This is a genomic window from Neisseria sp. (assembly GCF_030530745.1).
Classification (GTDB): Bacteria; Pseudomonadota; Gammaproteobacteria; order Burkholderiales; family Neisseriaceae; genus Neisseria.
On sequence record NZ_JAUMUI010000034.1, the window covers coordinates 1 to 19,645 of the forward strand.

The following is a 19,645-nucleotide window of genomic DNA, read 5'->3' on the forward strand; positions in this document are numbered from 1 at the left end:
TGTTCGGGTAACCGTTTGGATGGGGTTTTAGGTATTTTGCAAAGGTCTCGGCCTTGTTATACTGCCTCAGGGTGCGTTAGAAATTACTACGCGGCATCAGGCAGCCCGTGGAATGCGGGGGGCAGATCTTCTTCGTTTTCAAATTCCACCCATTCGTAATTGCCGGAATCGGCGAGAATGGTGCGCAGCAGGGCGTTGTTGACGGCGTGGCCGGATTTGTAGCCTTCAAACGCGCCGATAATCGGGTGGCCGACGATATATAAGTCGCCGATGGCATCGAGGATTTTATGGCGCACGAATTCATCGGGATAGCGCAGCCCTTCGGGGTTGAGCACGTCGGTATCGTCGATTACGATGGCGTTGGAAAGGTTGCCGCCCAGGCCGAGGTTGTGCGAGCGCATCAGCTCCACTTCCTGCATAAAGCCGAAAGTGCGTGCGCGGGCGATTTCGTCGACATAGGATTTGCCGGCGAAGTCGATTTCAAACGTGGGGCTGCTGCGGTTGAACACGGGGTGATCGAATTCGATGGTGAGCGTTACTTTGAAGCCGTTATAGGGGGTGAAGCGCACCCATTTGCCGGTTTCTTTCACTTCCACCGGTTTTAAAATCTTCAAGAAGCGTTTCTGCGCTTTTTGATCGACGATGCCCGCATCTTGCAGCAGATAGATAAAAGGCAGGCTGGAGCCGTCCATAATCGGAATTTCGGGCGCGTTCAATTCGATTAGCGCATTATCGACGCCGTAAGCGGCCAATGCCGACATAATATGCTCAATGGTGCCCACACGCACGCCTAAATCAGTTACCACGGTGGAGGATAAACGGGTGTCGTTAATCAGGTAGGGGTTGAGCGCAATTACTCCGCCCTGTTCGCCGTCCAAATCGGTGCGGCGGAACGAAATACCGCTGTTTTCAGGCGCGGGGTGGAGCGTGAGCGCCACGCGTTCGCCGGAATGCAGGCCGACGCCGGTTACGCTGACGGGCTTTGCCAGGGTTCTTTGCAGCATGGGTTTGCCTTTCACAAAATACGTTTCGGATAATACGATAAAACAGAACTGCCGGCACAACATTTTTAATAGTATTTATTTATCTCTATTTTATTTTGCACGGGCTGTTTAAAAAATGCGGATGGTTAAAAACTTATCCACAAACTGAAAGATTATTTCAGTTTTATCCTTATTGATTCCGGATTTATACCGTTTCGCCCCACAACTTCGGTTAACTCTATCTTAATGTTTTAAAAACACAAACCGAGTTATCCACAAGATGGGGCGGTTTTCTTCAAAATAGTCTTTTTATATTTTAAATCAGATTATTAAAATTTTTCAGACGGCCTTTACCTGTAGCTTGCTTAATTTAAATCAGATTTTTTGCCGTTTTATAGAAGTAGTGCTAGGTAGTAATTTTATTTCATGGTAAAAAGTGCCCAATCAAGCAATCAACCCGAAACTTATTGTTTTTTTAAGGAGCAAATCGAAATGAGCATTAAAGTTGCGATTAACGGCTTCGGCCGTATAGGCCGCTTGGCTTTGCGCCAAATCATCAAAACCGAAGGTATCGAAGTGGTGGCGGTAAACGATTTAACGCCCGCCGATATGCTGCTGCACCTGTTTAAATACGACAGCACCCAAGGCCGTTTCGAGGGCGCCGCCGAGCTGAAAGACAATGCCATCGTGGTGGCCGGCAAAGAAATCAAAGTGTTCGCCAATCCCAACCCCGAAGAGCTGCCGTGGGGCGAATTGGGTGTGGACGTGGTGCTGGAATGTACCGGCTTTTTCACTAAAAAAGACAAAGCCGAAGCCCATATCCGCGCCGGCGCCAAAAAAGTGGTGATTTCCGCACCCGGCGGCAACGATGTGAAAACCGTGGTTTACGGTGTGAACGAAAACATTCTCGACGGCAGCGAAACCGTGATTTCCGCCGCTTCGTGCACCACCAACTGCCTGGCGCCGATGGCCGCCGTGCTGCAAAAACAATTCGGTGTGGTCGAAGGCCTGATGACCACTATCCACGCCTATACCGGCGATCAAAACACGTTGGACGCGCCACACCGCAAAGGCGATTTCCGCCGTGCCCGCGCCGCCGCGCTCAACATCGTGCCCAACAGCACCGGCGCCGCCAAAGCCATCGGTTTGGTGATTCCCGAGCTTAACGGCAAACTCGACGGCTCCGCCCAGCGCGTGCCCGTGGCCACCGGTTCGCTGACCGAGCTGGTTACCGTGCTCGAGAAAACCGTTACCGTTGAAGAAATCAACGCCGCCATGAAAGCCGCGCAGAACGAGTCTTACGGCTACACCGAAGACCAAATCGTGTCTTCCGACGTTATCGGTTTGGAAGCCGGTTCATTGTTCGACGCAACCCAAACCCGTGTGATGACCGTAGGCGGCAAACAGCTGGTGAAAACCGTGGCTTGGTACGACAACGAAATGTCGTACACCTGCCAGCTGGTGCGCACTTTGGAATATTTCGCCAAACTGATTAAGTAATTTTACTACTTGATTAACTTGGTGTTTTACGCTTCACAATAATCAAATCAAAATAAAGCAGGCCGTCTGAAACGTTTCAGACGGCCTTTTGTTTGGTTTTGTCAGGCTGGCAACGCCATGTGTTTGAGTAAGTGTAGGTTGGGTTACCAAACCCAACATCTTGAAGCAATGAAACGGGGTTATGTTGGGTTTTCAACCCAACCTACGATAGATCAAACCGGGTATTTCAGACGGCCAAAGCGCCGTTATCCGATTCTTTTAAACGGCGGCAGGCAGGCAAGCATTTGGCGGCCGTAGTTTTGGGTTTTGACGCGGTTGTCGAGTATGGTTACGCGGCCGTAGTCGCTTTCGGTACGTATCAGCCGCCCGACCGCCTGCACCAGTTTGATGCTGGCTTCGGGTACGGTGATTTCGACAAAGGGGTTGCCGCCGCGCTGCTCAATCCAGCGGTTTTGGGTTTTTTCGACAGGGTTGTCGGGCATGGAAAACGGCAGTTTGGCAATGATAACGTGCACGCAGGTATCGCCGGGCAGATCCAGCCCCTCGGCGAAACTGTCCAGCCCGAAAATAATGCTGGCGCGGCCTTCGCTGACGGCCTGGCGGTGTTTTTGCAGCAGCACGGCCTTGGGCAGCTCGCCCTGCACCAACAGCAGCGGCAGATAGGCTTCGGGCAGGCGCAGGGCTACTTCTTGCATTTGTTTGCGTGAAGAAAACAGCACCAGTGTGCCGACGGCTTCTTCGGCGGAAACCAGTTTGGGCAGCCATTCGACGATGGCGGCGGTGTGGGCGGCGGGATCTTTGGGGCTGGCGGCAACAGGCGGGATATAGAGTTCGCCCTGATTGCCGAAGTCAAACGGACTTTGCAGGGCGAGCGTGGTGGTTTCGGGCAGCCGGTGCAGGCCGGTTTGGCGCAGAATCAGGTTGAAACTGCCCAAGGATTGCAGGGTGGCCGAGGTGAGCACGGCACCGGCGGCGCGCCGCCACAGGTTGTCGGCCAGATGGGAGGCGCTGCTGATGGGGCTGGCGTGGAAGATGTAGTCGTTTTTGTCGTCGAGGCGGCGGGTAATCCATTTGGCCAGCGGCTCTTCGCCTTCGGCGGGCACGGTGGCGAGCAAATCCCAAGTGGCGGTGATTTGCTCGATGCGGGCGCGGAACACGCCGAATTCGGTGCTGAGGCGGTCGGTTTGGGCGCTGTTTTGGTCTTTGTTGCGGCGGGCAGCGGCCAAGGCGTCGTTGAGGCTGTTGGCGTGTTTACAGAGGCTGCGCGCGGCAACGGCGGTGTTGGAAACGGTGAGTTCCAGCGCTTCGGGGATTTTGCCGTCCTGCCACAGCCACACCGATTCGTTGTTTTCAGACGGCCTCAATTCAGGCTCTTCGGAAAGGTGGAACTGCCATTCGTGCAGGCTTTCGAGCAGGGCGGCGGCGGCTTCGTCAGCCAAGTTCGCCAGCTCGGCCTTGTCGGTAAGCGCGGCGATTTTATCGGTAACGGCGGGGAGTTTTTCCAACGCCCACACGGCTTGGTTCCACGAGTGTTCGGCGGCGAACCGGCTCAGGGCTTTTTTGGGCAGGTGGTGCGCCTCGTCGATGCAGTAAAAGCTGTTTTCGGGCGCGGGCAGAATCACACCGCCGCCCATGCCGATATCGACCATCAGCAAATCGTGGTTGGCCACTACCACGTCCACATTTTCGAGCGTGTCGCGCGCGAGGTAAAACGGGCATTCCGATCGGTTGGGGCAGGCGGCTTTGAGGCAGCCGTAGTTGTCGTTGTTTACCTTCATCCACACCGCATCGTCGATTTTTTCCGGCCAGGTATCGCGGTCGCCGTTGAAACGGCGGGCGGCGAATTCGTCGGCCATATCGCGCAAAAGCTTCAATTCTTCGGGCTTGGGTTTGCTGTCCCACAACACGGCGGGGGCTTCGAAGCCGAGCAGGTTTTGCTGGGCGTTGCTTTGGGTGAGCTGGTAGAGTTTGTAGGGGCAGAGGTAGCGGCCGCGCCCTTTGGCGAGCGCGAAAGTCAGCTCCAAACCGCTTTTGGCCACCAAAAACGGCAAATCGCGGTCAACCAATTGTTCTTGCAAGGCCACCGTTGCGCTCGACACAATCAGCCGTTTGCCGCGCGTTTGCGCCATGATGCCGCCCGCCAACAGATAAGCCAGGCTTTTGCCCACGCCGGTGGGGCCTTCAACCACCACAATGCTTTCGCCCTCGCGCTTGGGTGCTTCTTCGCCTTCGGCGCGGGTTTGCGTGCGCGAAAAGGCATTGGCAATGGCCGCAATCATTTCCCGCTGCGCGGCTCTCGGGCGGAATTGCGGCAGGTTTTGCGAAATGGCGCGGTAGTGGTCGCGGATGGCGTTTTTTTCTAAATCGGTGAGCATAAGGCCGTTTGAACAAGGCGGTTGGGCGGGAAACCGCCATTTTAGCATTTATCTGTGTAAAGGCCGTCTGAAAAGGTTTCAGACGGCCTGTTTGCATTGTTGTTGACAGCTAAAATTCAAATAATATAAAATTAAAAACATATAAAAATTTTTTTATATAAAATGATCAGGAGAAGACCATGAAGCAAAACATAGGCGTCATCGACAGAATCATCCGCATCGCGGCAGGCGTAGTGCTAACCGTTTTGGCAGCATCCGGCACCATAGGCCGGTGGGGTTGGATCGGCTTCGTGCCGCTGATTACCGGCCTGCTGTCGAGCTGCCCCCTTTACCGGATTTTCGGTATCAGCACCTGCCGCTTGGATAGAAAATAAGTTTAGAAAAAGGAACACCATGAACATACACATAATCGACATTGCCGACGCTCAAACCAAGCTGAAACAGGGTGCCGTGCTGGTCGATATCCGCACTGCCGGCGAATACCGCCGCGAGCATATCGAAAACGCCCTGCTGCGGCCTTTGCCTCAGTTGCAGGCGGAAGGTCTGCCCGATGAAGCGCAACAGGCGCCGTGCGTGATTTTTCACTGCAAATCAGGTATGCGCACGCAAAACGCGGCAGCGGTGCTGGAGCAGGCCGCCGGCGGCAGGGAAGCGTTTATTTTGGAAAAAGGCTTGGACGGTTGGAAAAGCGTGGGCCTGCCCACCCTGATCGATCGTTCGCAGCCTCTGGATCTGATGCGTCAGGTACAGATTGCCGCCGGTTCGCTGGCTCTGCTCGGCGCGTTATTGGGCTGGCTGGTATCACCGGCATTTTATCTTGTGTGTGCATTCGTGGGCGCCGGCCTGCTCACGGCGGGTTTGACCGGATTCTGCGGTATGGCGCGGCTGCTGGTGCATATGCCGTGGAACCGCCGTTTGCAGTAAACCGGGTTTCCGTTTTACCGGGCCGTCTGAAGCCAATGAAGTCAATGAAATCAATGCGAAAAGCTTTCAGACGGCCTTAATTGCCGCTACAATCATGCCGGATAACCGACAAACGGAATGCTGCGATGCAAGAAGACATGTCCGAAAAATACGAGCAGGCCACTGCTTTTTTGAAGCTGCTGGCCAACACCAACCGTTTGGCCGTATTGTGCAGCCTGCAAGATACGCGCCGCAACGTTACCGAGCTGGCCGAAATGACCGGCCTGCCGCAGGCGGCGATGTCGAACCAGCTTGCGCTGCTGCGCGAAGCGGGGCTGATCAATTGCGAAGTGAAACACCGTGAGCGTCTGTATTACATCGCCGATCCGCGTGTGAACGAAACCATCGCGCTGCTGTATTCGTTTTTCTGCGCCGAAGAAGAAGGGGGCGGCGAAGAAGGTTGGAATAAGGTGTTATAGTTTTATAAGTATTTGATGTTTTAAATAAATAAATAATGCCGTCTGAAAGTTTCAGACGGCATTACATTCGCATATCAAGTGCAACACTCAAATGCTGTTTGAGAGCCGCCAAAAACAAATCAGCCGGCATCTCATAATCAAGCGTTTTTCCCGGTCGGCGGTTGAGGACTTCTTCAACCGCCTTGATCTCTCCGGCCCCCACTTTTCTGAAATCCGTTCCCTTGGGAAAGTATTGGCGTATCAGCCCGTTGGTGTTCTCCACCAAACCCTTTTCCCAAGAATGATAAGGGCGGCAGAAGTAGGTTTGCGCATCCGGTGCTTTGGCAAAGACCGTGTGTCGGTAAAACTCTTTGCCGTTATCCGACGTAATCGTCCGAACCATATCTTTGAACGGCTTCAGTGCCCGAATCACCGCCCGGGCGGTGTCCCGGGCTTTGAAGTCGGCGGTTTTGCGGATGACGACGAATTTGGTTTTCCGCTCCACCGCCACCAAAAGCCCGCTTTTTTGGTCTTTGCCCACTATGGTGTCCGTCTCGAAATCGCCGATGCGGTCTTTGGCCGGGTAACGGTAAACGGTGCTGTGATGCAGTTTGATGCCTTCTTGCCTGCGAAGGCGGGGCAGACTTGTTCGGGACTGTACTTGCGGGTAATCAGCCCGGCGATGGTCTGTTTGACGGCATCGGTCATTTTGCGTGCGGTTTTGTTTTTCTTTTGGCCTCGCTGCGTTGCTGTGCCTGTTTGTAGCAGTAGGTTCCGTTGAGGGAGTGCCTCCTGATTTCGCGGCCGACGGTGGCGGGGTGGCAGCCTATGGTTTGTGCGGTTTGGCGTAAGGGCAGGTTGCGGTAGTGCCTGTAAATATAGTATCGTTGCCCTGAGGTCAGTTGTGTGTAGGCCATATTGCAATCTTTCTTGTCAGGAAAGGCAGTATGCTACCGCATACCGGCCTTTTTTTGTTGATGGAAAGTTGCACTTGTTAGGCGAATGTAAAGGCCTTTACCTCCCCCGTCCCGTTCACACCGCCTCCAACTTCGCAAACTTGGTGTCCAATTCCTTCACCCCTTCCTTGCCGAAGTTAACCGTGAGCCGCGCGGATCCGCCTTTGTCCACCGCGTCGATAATCACGCCGGTTCCGAATTTGGCGTGGCGCACGTTTTGGCCGATGCTAAAACCGTGGTATTGCTGCGGTAAATCATAAGTTTCAATGATGCGGTTTTTGGCTTTGGGTGCATCGGTGAAGCTGTTGAAACGCTGCGGGGCAGGCGAGAGGCGGTGGATGACTTCGGGCGGGATTTCTTCCACAAAGCGCGACACGATGCCGAAGTGGGTTTGGCCGTGCAGCAGGCGCTGTTGGGCCATGCTGATGTAGAGGCGTTTTTTGGCGCGGGTGATGGCCACATACATCAGGCGGCGTTCTTCTTCGAGGCCGCCGCGCTCGGCGAGGCTGTATTCGCTGGGAAACAGCCCTTCTTCCATGCCGGTGAGGAAAACGGCGTCGAATTCCAGCCCTTTGGCGGCGTGCACGGTCATCATTTGCAGGGCTTCTTCGCCGGTGCCGGCTTGGTTTTCGCCGGATTCGAGGGCCGCGTTGCTTAAAAAGGCGAGGATGGGAAACAGCGGGCTTTCGGCGGCGTTATCGGGCAGGATTTCGAAGTTGCTTTCAGACGGCCTGAAGGCGACGGCGGCGTTGATGAGTTCGTCGAGGTTGTCGAGGCGGTCTTGGTGGTCGCCTTTTTGGGTTTTGTAGTATTCGACAAGGCCGCTGTCGCGGGTAACGGCGAGCATCATTTCTTGCAGGGATACGTTGGGGGCTTGGGCGCGCAAATCTTCAACCAGGCGCACGAAGGCGGCGACTTTGGCGGCTTTGGCACCCATGCCGCAGGCGGCCTGCCAGAGGGAAATGCCCTGCTCGGCGGCGGCGGCTTGGATGTTCTCGATGGTGCGGGTGCCGATGCCGCGCGGGGGGGTATTGATCACGCGCAAAAGGGCGTTGTCGTCGTCGGGGTTGACGGCCAGGCGCAGGTAGGCGAGCGCGTGTTTGATTTCCTGGCGTTCGTAAAAGCGCAGGCCGCCGTAGATTTTGTAGGGGATATTGGCGGCGAACAGGGCTTGTTCCATGATGCGCGATTGGGCGTTGCTGCGGTAGAGCACGGCCATATGGTCGAGCCGCCAGCCTTCGCGTTGCAGGCATTTGGCTTCGTCGATGATAAATTGTGCTTCGTCGAAATCGACGGGGGCAGTGTAGAAGCGGATTTTGTCGCCGTTATCGGCATCGGTGCGCAGGTTTTTGCCGAGCCGCTCGGTGTTGTTTTCGATTACGGCGTTGGCGGCGGCAAGAATATGGCCGTCTGAACGGTAGTTCTGTTCCAGTTTAATCGGCGCTTTGATGTGAAACTCGCGCATCAGCGCGGTCATATTGCCGACGTGGGCGCCGCGGAAGCGGTAGATGGATTGGTCGTCGTCGCCCACGGCGAACACGGCGGCGGAATCGCCCGCCATTAATTTTAGCCAGGCATATTGCAGTTTGTTGGTGTCTTGGAATTCGTCGACCAGAATGTGGTTGAAACGGTTTTGATAGTGGCGGCACAAGATTTCGTTGGCTTGCAGCATTTCATAACTTCGCAGCATCAGCTCGGCAAAATCGACCACGCCTTCGCGGTTGCAGGTTTGGTCATAAGCGGCGTAGCACTCGATCAGGCGTTGGGTGTGCGGGTCGGGCGCGGTGAGCTGCGATGCGCGCAGGCCGTTTTCTTTTTGGGCGTTGATAAAGCCTTGCAGCGAGCGCGGGGCGATGATTTCTTCGGCGATGTTAAGCTGCTTGAGCAGGCGTTTGATCAGGGCGAGCTGGTCGCCGCTGTCGAGAATCTGAAAGGTGGAAGGCAGGCCGGCGTCTTTATGGTGCAGGCGCAAAAAGCGGTGGCACAGGCCGTGGAAGGTGCCCAGCCACATGGCGCGCACGTTAACGGGAATCATGGCGCCCAAGCGGGCTTGCATTTCTTTGGCGGCTTTGTTGGTGAAGGTTACGGCCAGAATGCTGTGCACACCCGCTTGGCCGCTTTGCAAAAGCCAGGCGATGCGGGTAGTGAGCACGCGGGTTTTGCCGCTGCCCGCACCCGCCAACACCAACGCGGATTGAGGCGGCCAGGTAACGGCGGCGAGTTGTTCGGGGTTCAAACCTTGCAGCAAGGTGGCGGATAGGTTTTGGGAAAGCATAATCAGGCCGTCTGAAAAAATATTCTAAAGATGAGCGTTATTGTAAGGGATAATCCGTTCTGTTTTACCATTGGTTTGCAGGCAAAACGCGCCCCGGCCGGGGTTGGTCAAACTCCCTGTTTTGGCTTTCTCCTCACAACACGCACCTTATCAACGCAAACGCTGCCCCGTTTCGGCATCGATAATCCGGCTCGGCGCTTTCTCGCCGCCTATGCGCCCGCCGACCACCTGCACGCGACAGCCGAACAAACGCCGTACTTCGCGTTCGGTTTTGCACGGCCTGCCGCCCGAACGGTTGCAGGACGTGGAAACCAGCGGCGTGCCCAACGCCTTGCACAGCTGCCGCGCACCCGTATGCGCGGGCACCCGCACCGCCAGTTTGCTGCGCCCGCGCCCCCTCAACAGCGGCGGCAGGCGACGGCAAGGCAGCAGAAACGTAGTGGGCGCAGGCCATTCGGTTTCCAGCATGGCCATAGTGCTTTCAGACGGCCTGTCCAACAGATTGCGCAACTGCGCCAAACTGCTGCCAATCACAATCATACCTTTGTTTTGCGGGCGTTTTTTTAAACGGACCAATTTAGCCAACGCCCGAATATGGCGCGGCAGGCAGCCGATGCCGTAACAGGATTCGGTGGGATACGCCACCAAACCGCCCTTTTTAAGATGGGCGGACAATCCCGCCCGGGCAGCCGCCGGGAGGGTGCGGGCGGTTTTCATAACAGGCGGCGTGGTTTTGTTTTTCATTTGTTATCAAATTGTTACATGAAAATAATCTGAAACCTTTGCAAAGGCCTTAATCTTTAAATGATTACTCACTATATGGCGGAAATCGCTAAAAAGGCCGTCTGAAACCGTTTCAGGCGGCCTGAAATCATATCAAGCAACACTTAACGGTTAACCGCCTTGTCGGCGATATCCGTGCGGTATTGCATACCGTTAAAGCGGATTTTCTCCAAAGCCTGATAAGCCCGTGCTTTGGCTGCGGCCACACCGTCGCCCAAACCGACCACGCACAATACGCGGCCGCCGTTGGTGAGGATTTCGCCCGCTTCGCCGGCGGCGGTGCCGGCATGAAACACTTTGCCGATCCGGTCGGCTTCTTCCAAGCCGTTGATAACGTCGCCTTTTTTCGGTGTTTCGGGATAGTTTTCCGCCGCCAGCACCACGCCGACTGCTGTTTGCGGGTTCCATTCGGCGGATACGGTATCCAGCCTACCGTCGATGGCGGCGGCCACCAAATCCGACAAATCGCTGTCGAGACGGCTCATAATCGGCTGGGTTTCGGGATCGCCGAAGCGGCAGTTGAATTCGATGGTATAGGGCGCGCCGTCGGCATCAATCATCAGGCCGGCGTATAAAAATCCGGTAAACTCATGACCTTCCGCCTTCATGCCGCGCACGGTGGGCAGAATGATTTCGTTCATGGCGCGCCCGTACACGGCGGGCGTAACCACCGGCGCGGGGCTGTATGCCCCCATACCGCCGGTATTGGGGCCGTTATCGCCGTCGAGCAGGCGTTTGTGGTCTTGGCTGGTGGCCATCGGCAGCACGTGTTCGCCGTCCACCATCACGATAAAGCTGGCTTCTTCGCCTTGCAGAAAGTCTTCAATCACCACGCGTGCGCCGGCATTGCCCATTTTGTTGCCCAAGAGCATATCGTCGACGGCGGCATGCGCTTCATCAGCCGTCATCGCCACAATCACGCCTTTGCCCGCCGCCAGGCCGTCGGCCTTAATCACAATCGGCGCACCCTTTTGGTTGAGGTATTCGTGGGCTTTTTCTGCGTTATCAAAGGTTTGGTATTGCGCGGTGGGAATGCCGTATTTTTTCATAAAGGCTTTGGCAAAATCTTTCGAGCTTTCCAGTTGCGCGGCATAGCGGGTGGGGCCGAAGATTTTCAAACCGGCGGCACGGAAATCGTCCACGATACCGGCGGCCAGCGGCGCTTCGGGGCCGACCAGCGTGAAGGCGATGTTTTCGCGCCGGCAGAAATCAATCAAATCGGCATGGGCGGTAAGGGCGAGATTTTGCAGCTTGGGTTCGGTTGCCGTGCCCGCGTTGCCGGGGGCGACGAAAACGGTTTCTACTTTGGGGGATTGGGCCAATTTCCAAGCCAGGGCGTGTTCGCGGCCGCCGCTGCCGATAACGAGTAATTTCATGATTATTCCTTGATTAAAAACAAGATTTTATAAATTCGAGCCGTCGGATTATAACCGATTTGAGGCGGTTTCCGCAGTATAAAAACCCGGAATCTTTTATTGCCTATCAATATTTTCAGACGGCCTCTTCAAGCAACACCTCAATCGCGCGCGTCTGCTCCCACGCCGCCAAACAAGCGGCGTAGTTGGCCAGCGGAATGCTCACCGTTAAGCGGCAGTCTAGCTGCAAATCCTGCGCCACCACTTCCGCCTGATACTGTTTGGCGATGCGGATGGCATCGTTCAGATGCGGGTAGCCGCAGCGCAGCCAAACGGTTTTTTCAATGTTTTTTTCTAATTTTTCAGCCAGTTGCAACGCTTCGGCGGCGGAGGTTTTGTAGGCGTGAATCAAGCCCGGCACACCCAGCAGCGTGCCGCCGAAATAGCGCACCACCACAACCAGCACATCGGTCAGCCCCGCCGAATCAATCTGCCCCAGAATCGGGCGGCCGGCGCTGCCGGAAGGTTCGCCGTCGTCGTTGGCGCGGAAAGTGTTGCCGTCGGTGCCCAAGCGGTAGGCATAGCACCAATGGCGGGCTTTGTGGTGTGCTTCTCGCAAGGCATCGACATGTTTTTTAACGGCTTCGGCGCTTTTCACGGGATAAGCGAAGGCGATAAAGCGGCTGCCTTTATCTTTGAATTCGGCCTGCACCGGCGCCGCGATGGTGTGGTAAACCGTGGCGTTCATGCCTACACCGCCCCCACCGCCTGCCGCACCGCCGCCAACAGCGCATCAACGTCTTCTTCGCGCGTATCGAAACTGCACACGAAGCGCGATGTGCCTTGTTCGTCCCAATCATAAAAATAAGTATGCCCGCGCACCTTATCCGCCGCGCCTTGCGGCAGTTTCACAAACACGGCATTCGCTTCGGTGGGGTAAACCAATTCCACGCCGCCAATGGCTTGCAGGCCGTCTGAAAGCCTTTTCGCCATCTCATTGGCCTGTTGTGCCGTCTCTCGCCACAAATCCCCCACCAACAGCGCAATAAACTGCGCCGAAATAAAACGCATTTTGGAAGCCAGTTGCAGATTGAGTTTGCGCAGATATTTGAGGCCGTCTGAAACTTTATCAGGGTTCAAAACCACCACACACTCACCGAGCAGCAGGCCGTTTTTGGTGCCGCCGAACGAGAGGATATCCACCCCCGCATCCGTGGTGATTTCGCGCAGCGGCACACCCAGCGCGGCGGCGGCATTGGCTATGCGCGCGCCGTCCATGTGCAGCGCCACGCCGTGTTGGCGGCAAAACGCGCCGATAGCGCGGATTTCCTGCGGCGTATAGACCGTACCCAACTCGGTGCTTTGCGTGATACTGGCCGCCAACGGCTGGGCGCGGTGCTCGAAACCGTAACCGTATGCCTCACGAGCAATAAGCTCAGGCGTGAGCTTGCCGTTTTCCGCCGCAACCGTCCACAGCTTAAAGCCGCCCACCGCTTGCGGCGCGGTGCTTTCGTCTATATTGATGTGCGCCGTTTCAGCACACACCACCGCGCCCCAGCGCGGCAGGCAGGCCTGCAAAGCCAACACGTTCGCACCCGTGCCGTTAAACACCGGAAACGCCTCGGCCCGTTCGCCGAAATGCCGCTTTACCAGCGTTTGCAGATGTGCGGTATAAGGATCGTTGCCATACGCGCCCACATGCCCGCCGTTGGCCGCCGCGAGCGCGGCAAGAATTTCGGGATGCACCCCGGAATAATTGTCGGAAGCGAAAGTATGTGAGCGGAGATTGTGCAGCGGGGTCATAATCGTGCTTTCATGGGACATAGGGATTAAAGGCCGTCTGAAACCTTTTCAGACGGCCTGTTTTAAATGATACATCATAACATACTCTTTTAGGGTTATTTTTTCTTAATTTTCCCTGCCGTATTGTCCATACGGTAACGGTTGATTTTCCCGCGCACAATCAAATTTGCCGCCTGTTCAATCACATCCAAGCCGACATCAAACCATTCGGACGGCGTGTATTGCCTGCCGTTTTTGCCGATGAGTTTCAAATTCAGCCGCTGAGCGGCAAAAAAGGCGTGCATCAGCCGCTCGAAAGTGTGCGGATTGATGTCGCGGCATTCGAAATGCAGCACGGGCTGCACCGCGCTTTCCAAAAAGGCAATGTCATTTTCGGCATCGGCAATGCGTGTTTCTATGCTGCCGGTGGTGAAACCGATTTTGTGCAGGTGTTTGAAGTGTGCCAGTTCGGGTTTGGGCTGCCGCAGTTTTAAAACATACAGATAGCCTGTGGTCAAACCTTGCTGTTCGGACGGCTCGGTAAAAATATCAGGCAGTTGGCTGTGCTTTTGCAGAATAACTTTTTTACCGTTTTCATCTTTATAAACAGCGCGCGCCAGCGAGCGGGTGAGGATGTCGGATTCGGTGCCGTTTTCGTAAATCACGCGCAGGCGCGGATTGTGGCGCGGGCTTTGGCGGGTTTCCGTTTCGGCATAACCGGCTGCATAACACAATAAACCGCCCACCAGAAACACATCGCCCGGCTGCAAAAACGTTTCGGTTTTCAGGCGTTCCAAATGTGCGCTGCCGTTTTTCAGTTGTTGGTGTATTTGTTTGAACCATACTTCAAAACGCCAAAAATCCTTGCAGGGTTTGCGCTGAGCCATGTCTTCATCGGCATAGGGTTTGCCATGATGCGTGTGCACATGGCGGATTTGGAAAATATCGGTGTTGCCCGTATCCAGCAAACCCAAAGAGTCATTAGCAAAAATATCGTCCAAACTTTGCACCTGTGTTTCTTGTGCAGACGTTTCAGACGGCCTTTGGGCAAGCAAACCCAAGCTATCGCATTCCTGCAATATATTTTTGCTGTCGGCGTTTTCCAAAGCAGACAGCCACTTTGTTGCCAGCCGTTTTTCTTCAAAGCTGCCCGCGGTATCGGGCAGCCTGTGATGCCGTCTGAAAAAGTCTGCCACTTCCTGATAAAGCGATACTAAGCGCTCTTTGCCGTTCACTGCTTTATTCACAGCTTTCACATCAGAGAGCAAACCCATTTCATCGTTGGCAAAAATATCGTCCAAGCTGCGCAGGCCATGGGGGCGGATACCTTGAAACTCCATTACGCACCTCCGGCCATACGCTTCGCTTTTTTGTCGCGGATATAAATCAGGGCTTCGGCCATGCGTTTTTCCAGTACATCTTCGGCATATTGGGAGGGATGCCGCCCGTTGGTTTTGACAAACTCCTGAATACGCGGCCACAGCATCACCGCTTCTTCTTCACTCATCTGAATACGGCCGGCTTCTACATGGTTTTGTACCGCTTTGAGCAATCCGCTGTCCACATTTTTCGACAACACTTCATAAGCGCGCTGGAAGGGGTTGACCGCACGGATCAAATCGATGTTCAGCTTATCCACATTGATGAATTTTTCCCCCATTTTCACAAACTGGTTGTTCAGTGTTTGGGTTTCGCCCGTTTGCGGATTGCGTATCGGCGCGCCTGCGGGCAAATCGCGTTCGTGGATAATTTCGTTTTCTTTCAGACGGCCTTGCTCGGCTTCGCTTAAAGCGTCCACATTTACGAAAAATTCTCCCTGCCGCACAAACCGGCCTTCGTTTTCCACCTCGGCGTTTTCAGGCAGGTTTGCGCCTTCCAGCAGGCCGCCGCTGCTGTTCACGGCCATCTGCGTTAAGATGCCCTGCACGATTTGAGCCTGCTCCGCAGCATCGGTGTCGGGATAGCGTTTGGCCACAATCTGCGGCAGCAGCACTTCGTTTACCGTTTGCGCGGGCGCGTCTTGGTTCACATAGCTTTTGGCGGCGGTGGGGTTTTGCGTGAGTGCGGCGATGATGTCGGTACTGTCGCTGTTTAAAATATCCAGCACTTTTTTAGAAACCGGTACGGCCGTGTCGTCCACAATCAGTGTGCCGGCGGGCGGGGTTTCGCCTTCTTTCATATCCGAACGGCGGCGGAAGGTAATATTGGGCGCAAGCACCTGCTCCATCAGCAGCGATAAGGTAATCGCCTTTAAAAGATTGTTCACCGAGTTGGCCACATCTGCATCAGCCGCATCGGGTTGGGCAATCAGATTGGTAAACTGCGCATGGCTTTTGCCTTCGCAGTCGCGGGTGGCACGGCCGATAATCTGCACCACTTCCGTCATCGAACTGCGGTAGCCGATGGTTAAAACGTGTTCGCAAAACGGCCAGTCGAAACCTTCTTTCGCCATGCCCAGTGCAACAATAATATCTACATCATCGCGTTTTTTGGCGCGGCGCAGATAATCCTGCACCAAAGCGCGGTCGGAGGTTTTGCGGTCGTCCACCAAATCGGCCAGCTTCAGCAGGCGGCCGTCTGAAGTTTTCACGGTGATGATGCCGGTGGTGCGGTCTTTAGCCACAAATTCACCCAACACATCAATAATCGCATCCACAGCCGTGTATTTATCCACCGCCGCTTCGCCCGAATTCACATTGGGAATATGGATAATGGTTTTTTTAGTGGAATCGAGCACTTCGGCCAGTGCGTCGAAATATCTGCCCTGATAGAAATGATAGCCCAAGCCCAGCGATTTCAAATATTTGTAGCCGTTGAGCTGCTCGTAATAAGTGTAGGTAACCTTTTCAAATTTCGCTTCGTCTTCTTCGGTGAGAATCGGCACGGTGTCGCCACGGAAATAAGAGCCTGTCATTGCTACGATATGCGCAGAAGATTCGCGCATCAATTTATCCAACACGCCGCCCAAACGGTTGTTTTCTTCTGCCGACACATGGTGAAATTCATCAATCGCCACCAACACATCATCAAATGCTTGGGCATCATTCAGCGCGTCAAAGGCAAAGCGGAAGGTGGCATGGGTGCACACCAGCACCTTATCGCTGCTTTTCATAAAGCGTTTGAATGCATCTACCTTTCCCTTATCGCCATCCGCGCCGCCGCCTGTGCAGAGATTGTTTTCAGGCTTTACGCGCCAGTCGGCGAAAAAGCCGTGTTCGCTTAAATCCGTATCGGCAAACGAGCCGCCGATGCTCATTTCCGGCACGGCAATAATGGCTTTTTTTACGCCCTGATGGCGTAACTTATCCAAAGCCAGAAACATCAGCGCGCGCGATTTGCCCGATGCGGGCGGTGCTTTCAAAAGCAGGTATTGCGCATCGCGTTTGGCAAAGGCTTTCGCCTGCATTTCGCGCATACCCATAGGATTCTGCTGCGTGCTGCTGCCGGTTTGTGCATATTGCACGTTTAAAAGAGAGATGGTCATGGGTTTTCCTTTATGTTGAAGATTTCTTTTTCTTTTTTTCGGCTTTGGCGGCTGCTAAGGCGGCCTGTTCTGCCTGAATCATTTGTTCATACAGGGCAAACAGGTGTTCCACGCGCTCCAGGCCGTCTGAAAACGGTTTGGCGCGGTAGAGTTTGTCTACGGCATCATCCAATGCGCGGTGGGCTTCGCGCAGGGTTTCGGGCATTTTTTCGGGGTCGTAGAGTTGGGCGAGGGTTTTATCGGGAAACGCATCACGCGCCAGCAGCACATTTTCTGCCAAGCGTGTAATCTCGGCCTGCTGCGCTTCATCGGCCTGCGGCCACGGGAAGGTGTTGTAGACCAAGGTTCCGGAATAGCGGTAATCGCTTTTCAGACGGCCTGCCACGGTGCGCATCCAGTCGTTGTGTGCGGCGGAGGAGAGGATGCCGAGTTCGTAGAGGGTTGCGTTGGGGATAATCTGGGTGGCATCAGTGGGAATCACTTCATGGCTGAAAAAGTCCATCGGTACATATTCACGGCGTTCGGAGGATACGCGGGGGACGAGGATGTAGCTGCCTGAATGCGGGTGGCGGATTTCGTCAAATAAATGCGCGATGGCGGCTTTTTTCACAGTGGCAGCTTTTTTGCTGGCCAAGCGCACAGCACGGACTTTTTCCACCCGTTTGGCAATTTCGGGATAGGCTTCAGGCAGGTGCGCCAATTCTTCTGCCACCATATCGCGCAGCCAGATACACCAGCGTTCTTGGCCGTTTAAAAACTCATCCGAACCCAATAGCTTTTTAATCCATTTGGCGGCCTTCGGTTCTTTGGCCAATAAGACTTCTTTTTCGGCAGTAGTCAAAATCAGGTTGCCGCCCTCAACAGGCTTGTTGCCGTAAACCATTTTGGAAACCTTGCCTAAAGGCCTTTCCCGAGCCGACACGGCCAGATTACTGCCTGCAATCAGATAAGGGCTGATATTGGCCACGCTTTGCGCACGCCATTCTTTATCTACCAGTTTGAACAAGCGTGTTTCCTGCGTATCCGGATTCAGACGGCCTGCCGTGCCGTCTGAAAGCTGTTGCGATACCAAGCCGATAATTACCACATGCACGGCGGCTTTGTCTTTGGCATTGTTAGCCCACGGAAAGGTTTGCCAGGCAAAGCCGATGCGCAGCCCCAAGGCAAAGATATGCGGCCACAAGGTGGCGACCTGTTCGCCTTGGCTGACGGAGTTGGTGGATACCAGCGCCAGCTTGGCGCGGCTGTTTTGAATATATTGCGCGCCTTTCCAAAACCAGCAGGTAACGTAGTCCAGCACGCCGTATTTTTTCCAGCCGGAAAACACCAAATCCATGTCTTCGTTTTGGCCTTCGTCGCGGCTGTTGCTGCCGCCGAAGGGCGGATTGCCAACCAGATAAACCTCGTCTTCGGCACGGTTTTGGCGCGGGCAAAAGGCTTCCCAGTCTTCGCGAAGGGCATTGGCAGACTTGATGTTGCCGCCGCTTTTTAAGGGCAGGGTGGGCAGGCTGTTGCCCAGCTCGTGTTCGTATTCCAGATTCATCTGGTGTTCGGCCAGCCAGAGTGAAAGCATGGCGATTTCGTGGGCGAAGTCGTCGAGTTCGAGGCCGTAAAATTGGTTGAGTGTGATTTGGCTGTGGAAATATTCGTTGCCGTCGATGGCTTGAATGGCTTTAAAAATCTGAATTTCGAGCTTGCGCAGCGCTTTGTAGGCAATAATCAGGAAATTGCCCGATCCGCAGGCGGGGTCGAAAATTTTGATTTTGCCCAAGCGCATGGTCAGGCTGTGAAGAGCTTTCAGACGGCCTTCCGGGCTGGAATAGCGTTTGAAAATATCTTGAAAATCCGCTTGCAGGCTGTCGAGAAACAGCGGCTGAATGGCTTTCATGATGTTGGGCACGGAGGTGTAGTGCTGCCCGAGGCGGCTGCGCTGCGCGGGGTTGATCACGCTTTGAAACATGGAGCCGAAAATATCGGGATTGATTTCCGCCCAATCCAGTTTGCCGCATTCGAGCAACAGGCGGCGCGTGCGTGCGGTGAAAGATGGAATGGGTTCGTCGGCGGAGAAGAGGCCACCATTCACATAGGGGAATGCGGCCAAATGCGCAGGCAGTTTGGCGCGTTTGGGGCTTTCAGACGGCAGGTTTAACACGGCGAAGAGACCGGAGAGAATGTCGTCGATATTGCTGCCGTCTGAAAGGCTGTGGCTTTCGATGAGTTTGGTGAAGGCGTCTTTGGCGAAGATTTTGGTGTCTTCGGCAAAAAAGCAGAACAGCAGCCGCGTGAGAAACACATTCAGCGCGTGGATGTCTTCGGGTTTGGATAAATCGTTGGTCAGGCGGATTTGGTCAAACAGCCGTCCCATTTTTTCGGCGGCTTTGGTGTCGGCGGGGTTTTCGGTGAATTCGCGGCTTTTCTCCAAACCGGCCAAGGGCAGGAAAAAGCCGTAGTTTTGCGCCAAACCGGCAAAGGCGCATTCGAGCGTATCATCAACTTTGGCATCATAAGCGGCAAAGTTTTGATAGTCGGTGGCGATAAAAAAGCGGATTTTGTTTTTTGCGGCAGAGGGCAGCTCTTTCAGTGTTTTCAGTGCTTCATAAACATCGTTGCCCGCTTGCAGCGGTTTGAAATAGAGCTTGTGGGAAAGGGCCACTTCACCTAAAAGCGGCATATCGGCCACGTTGGCACCGCCGCTGTTGTTTTGCAGTTTGGTTAAGGTGGCTTTTGGGGTGTCGAAAAGTTTTAGAAAACCATAGATAAAATCAGAGGCTCGGCTCGGCTCGGCTCGGCT

14 protein-coding genes and 1 pseudogene are annotated in these 19,645 nt (G+C 54.7%); 4 read left to right on the top strand and 11 right to left on the bottom strand.

Annotated features, from left to right (window positions below; all coding sequences use genetic code 11):
* Positions 1-86: 86 nt before the first annotated feature.
* Positions 87-1,004, bottom strand: coding sequence for a UDP-3-O-acyl-N-acetylglucosamine deacetylase (gene lpxC / locus Q3970_RS09645; RefSeq protein ID WP_303100363.1), 918 nt, complete (start codon positions 1,002-1,004; stop codon positions 87-89).
* 471 nt (positions 1,005-1,475) lie between these two features.
* Here lpxC and gap point away from each other — a divergent pair, with 471 nt between their 5' ends.
* A complete protein-coding gene (gap, locus tag Q3970_RS09650) occupies positions 1,476-2,483 on the top strand; it encodes a type I glyceraldehyde-3-phosphate dehydrogenase (RefSeq protein ID WP_303100364.1) in 1,008 nt (335 codons plus the stop codon).
* 245 nt (positions 2,484-2,728) lie between these two features.
* On the opposite strand, the gene dinG is transcribed toward gap, so the two are convergent.
* On the bottom strand, positions 2,729-4,858 hold the full coding sequence (gene dinG, locus Q3970_RS09655) for an ATP-dependent DNA helicase DinG (protein ID WP_303100365.1): 2,130 nt from the start codon (positions 4,856-4,858) through the stop codon (positions 2,729-2,731).
* 179 nt (positions 4,859-5,037) lie between these two features.
* Between dinG and Q3970_RS09660 the strand changes: the two genes are divergently transcribed.
* The 3 genes from Q3970_RS09660 (at position 5,038) to Q3970_RS09670 (ending at position 6,240) form a co-directional block, all read left to right on the top strand.
* Positions 5,038-5,232 (top strand): DUF2892 domain-containing protein, encoded by a 195-nt coding sequence (locus tag Q3970_RS09660; RefSeq protein WP_303100366.1) that lies wholly within the window; start codon positions 5,038-5,040, stop codon positions 5,230-5,232.
* Positions 5,233-5,251: 19 nt separating this feature from the next.
* A complete protein-coding gene (locus Q3970_RS09665) occupies positions 5,252-5,782 on the top strand; it encodes a rhodanese-like domain-containing protein (RefSeq protein WP_303100367.1) in 531 nt (176 codons plus the stop codon).
* A 125-nt stretch (positions 5,783-5,907) separates the two neighbouring features.
* Positions 5,908-6,240 carry a helix-turn-helix transcriptional regulator gene (locus tag Q3970_RS09670; RefSeq protein ID WP_303100368.1) on the top strand — a complete coding sequence of 111 codons (333 nt, stop codon included), beginning with the start codon at positions 5,908-5,910 and terminating at the stop codon, positions 6,238-6,240.
* A gap of 61 nt (positions 6,241-6,301) precedes the next feature.
* Here Q3970_RS09670 and Q3970_RS09675 read toward each other — a convergent pair.
* The 9 genes and pseudogenes from Q3970_RS09675 to Q3970_RS09715 form a co-directional block, all read right to left on the bottom strand.
* A pseudogene (locus Q3970_RS09675) lies at positions 6,302-7,136 on the bottom strand (IS30 family transposase).
* Positions 7,137-7,251: 115 nt separating this feature from the next.
* Positions 7,252-9,450: a UvrD-helicase domain-containing protein gene (locus tag Q3970_RS09680; protein WP_303100369.1), complete on the bottom strand. Its 2,199-nt coding sequence runs from the start codon at positions 9,448-9,450 to the stop codon at positions 7,252-7,254.
* A 150-nt stretch (positions 9,451-9,600) separates the two neighbouring features.
* Complete coding sequence (locus tag Q3970_RS09685; RefSeq protein WP_303100370.1) at positions 9,601-10,194, bottom strand: L-threonylcarbamoyladenylate synthase; 594 nt, start codon at positions 10,192-10,194, stop codon at positions 9,601-9,603.
* 143 nt (positions 10,195-10,337) lie between these two features.
* A complete protein-coding gene (gene purD / locus Q3970_RS09690) occupies positions 10,338-11,609 on the bottom strand; it encodes a phosphoribosylamine--glycine ligase (RefSeq protein WP_303100371.1) in 1,272 nt (423 codons plus the stop codon).
* Positions 11,610-11,724: 115 nt separating this feature from the next.
* Complete coding sequence (locus Q3970_RS09695) at positions 11,725-12,336, bottom strand: YigZ family protein (RefSeq protein WP_303100372.1); 612 nt, start codon at positions 12,334-12,336, stop codon at positions 11,725-11,727.
* 2 nt (positions 12,337-12,338) lie between these two features.
* The gene (locus Q3970_RS09700; protein ID WP_303100373.1) at positions 12,339-13,391 is read right to left on the bottom strand and encodes a low specificity L-threonine aldolase; all 1,053 of its coding nucleotides are present in this window, start codon (positions 13,389-13,391) and stop codon (positions 12,339-12,341) included.
* Between the two features lie 95 nt (positions 13,392-13,486).
* Positions 13,487-14,710: a GIY-YIG nuclease family protein gene (locus Q3970_RS09705; protein WP_303100374.1), complete on the bottom strand. Its 1,224-nt coding sequence runs from the start codon at positions 14,708-14,710 to the stop codon at positions 13,487-13,489.
* Complete coding sequence (locus tag Q3970_RS09710; protein WP_303100375.1) at positions 14,710-16,854, bottom strand: DEAD/DEAH box helicase; 2,145 nt, start codon at positions 16,852-16,854, stop codon at positions 14,710-14,712. Before Q3970_RS09710 ends, Q3970_RS09705 begins: the two co-directional genes overlap by 1 nt.
* A gap of 10 nt (positions 16,855-16,864) precedes the next feature.
* A partial coding sequence (locus Q3970_RS09715) for a DNA methyltransferase (protein ID WP_303100376.1) occupies positions 16,865-19,645 on the bottom strand: 2,781 nt, incomplete at its 5' end.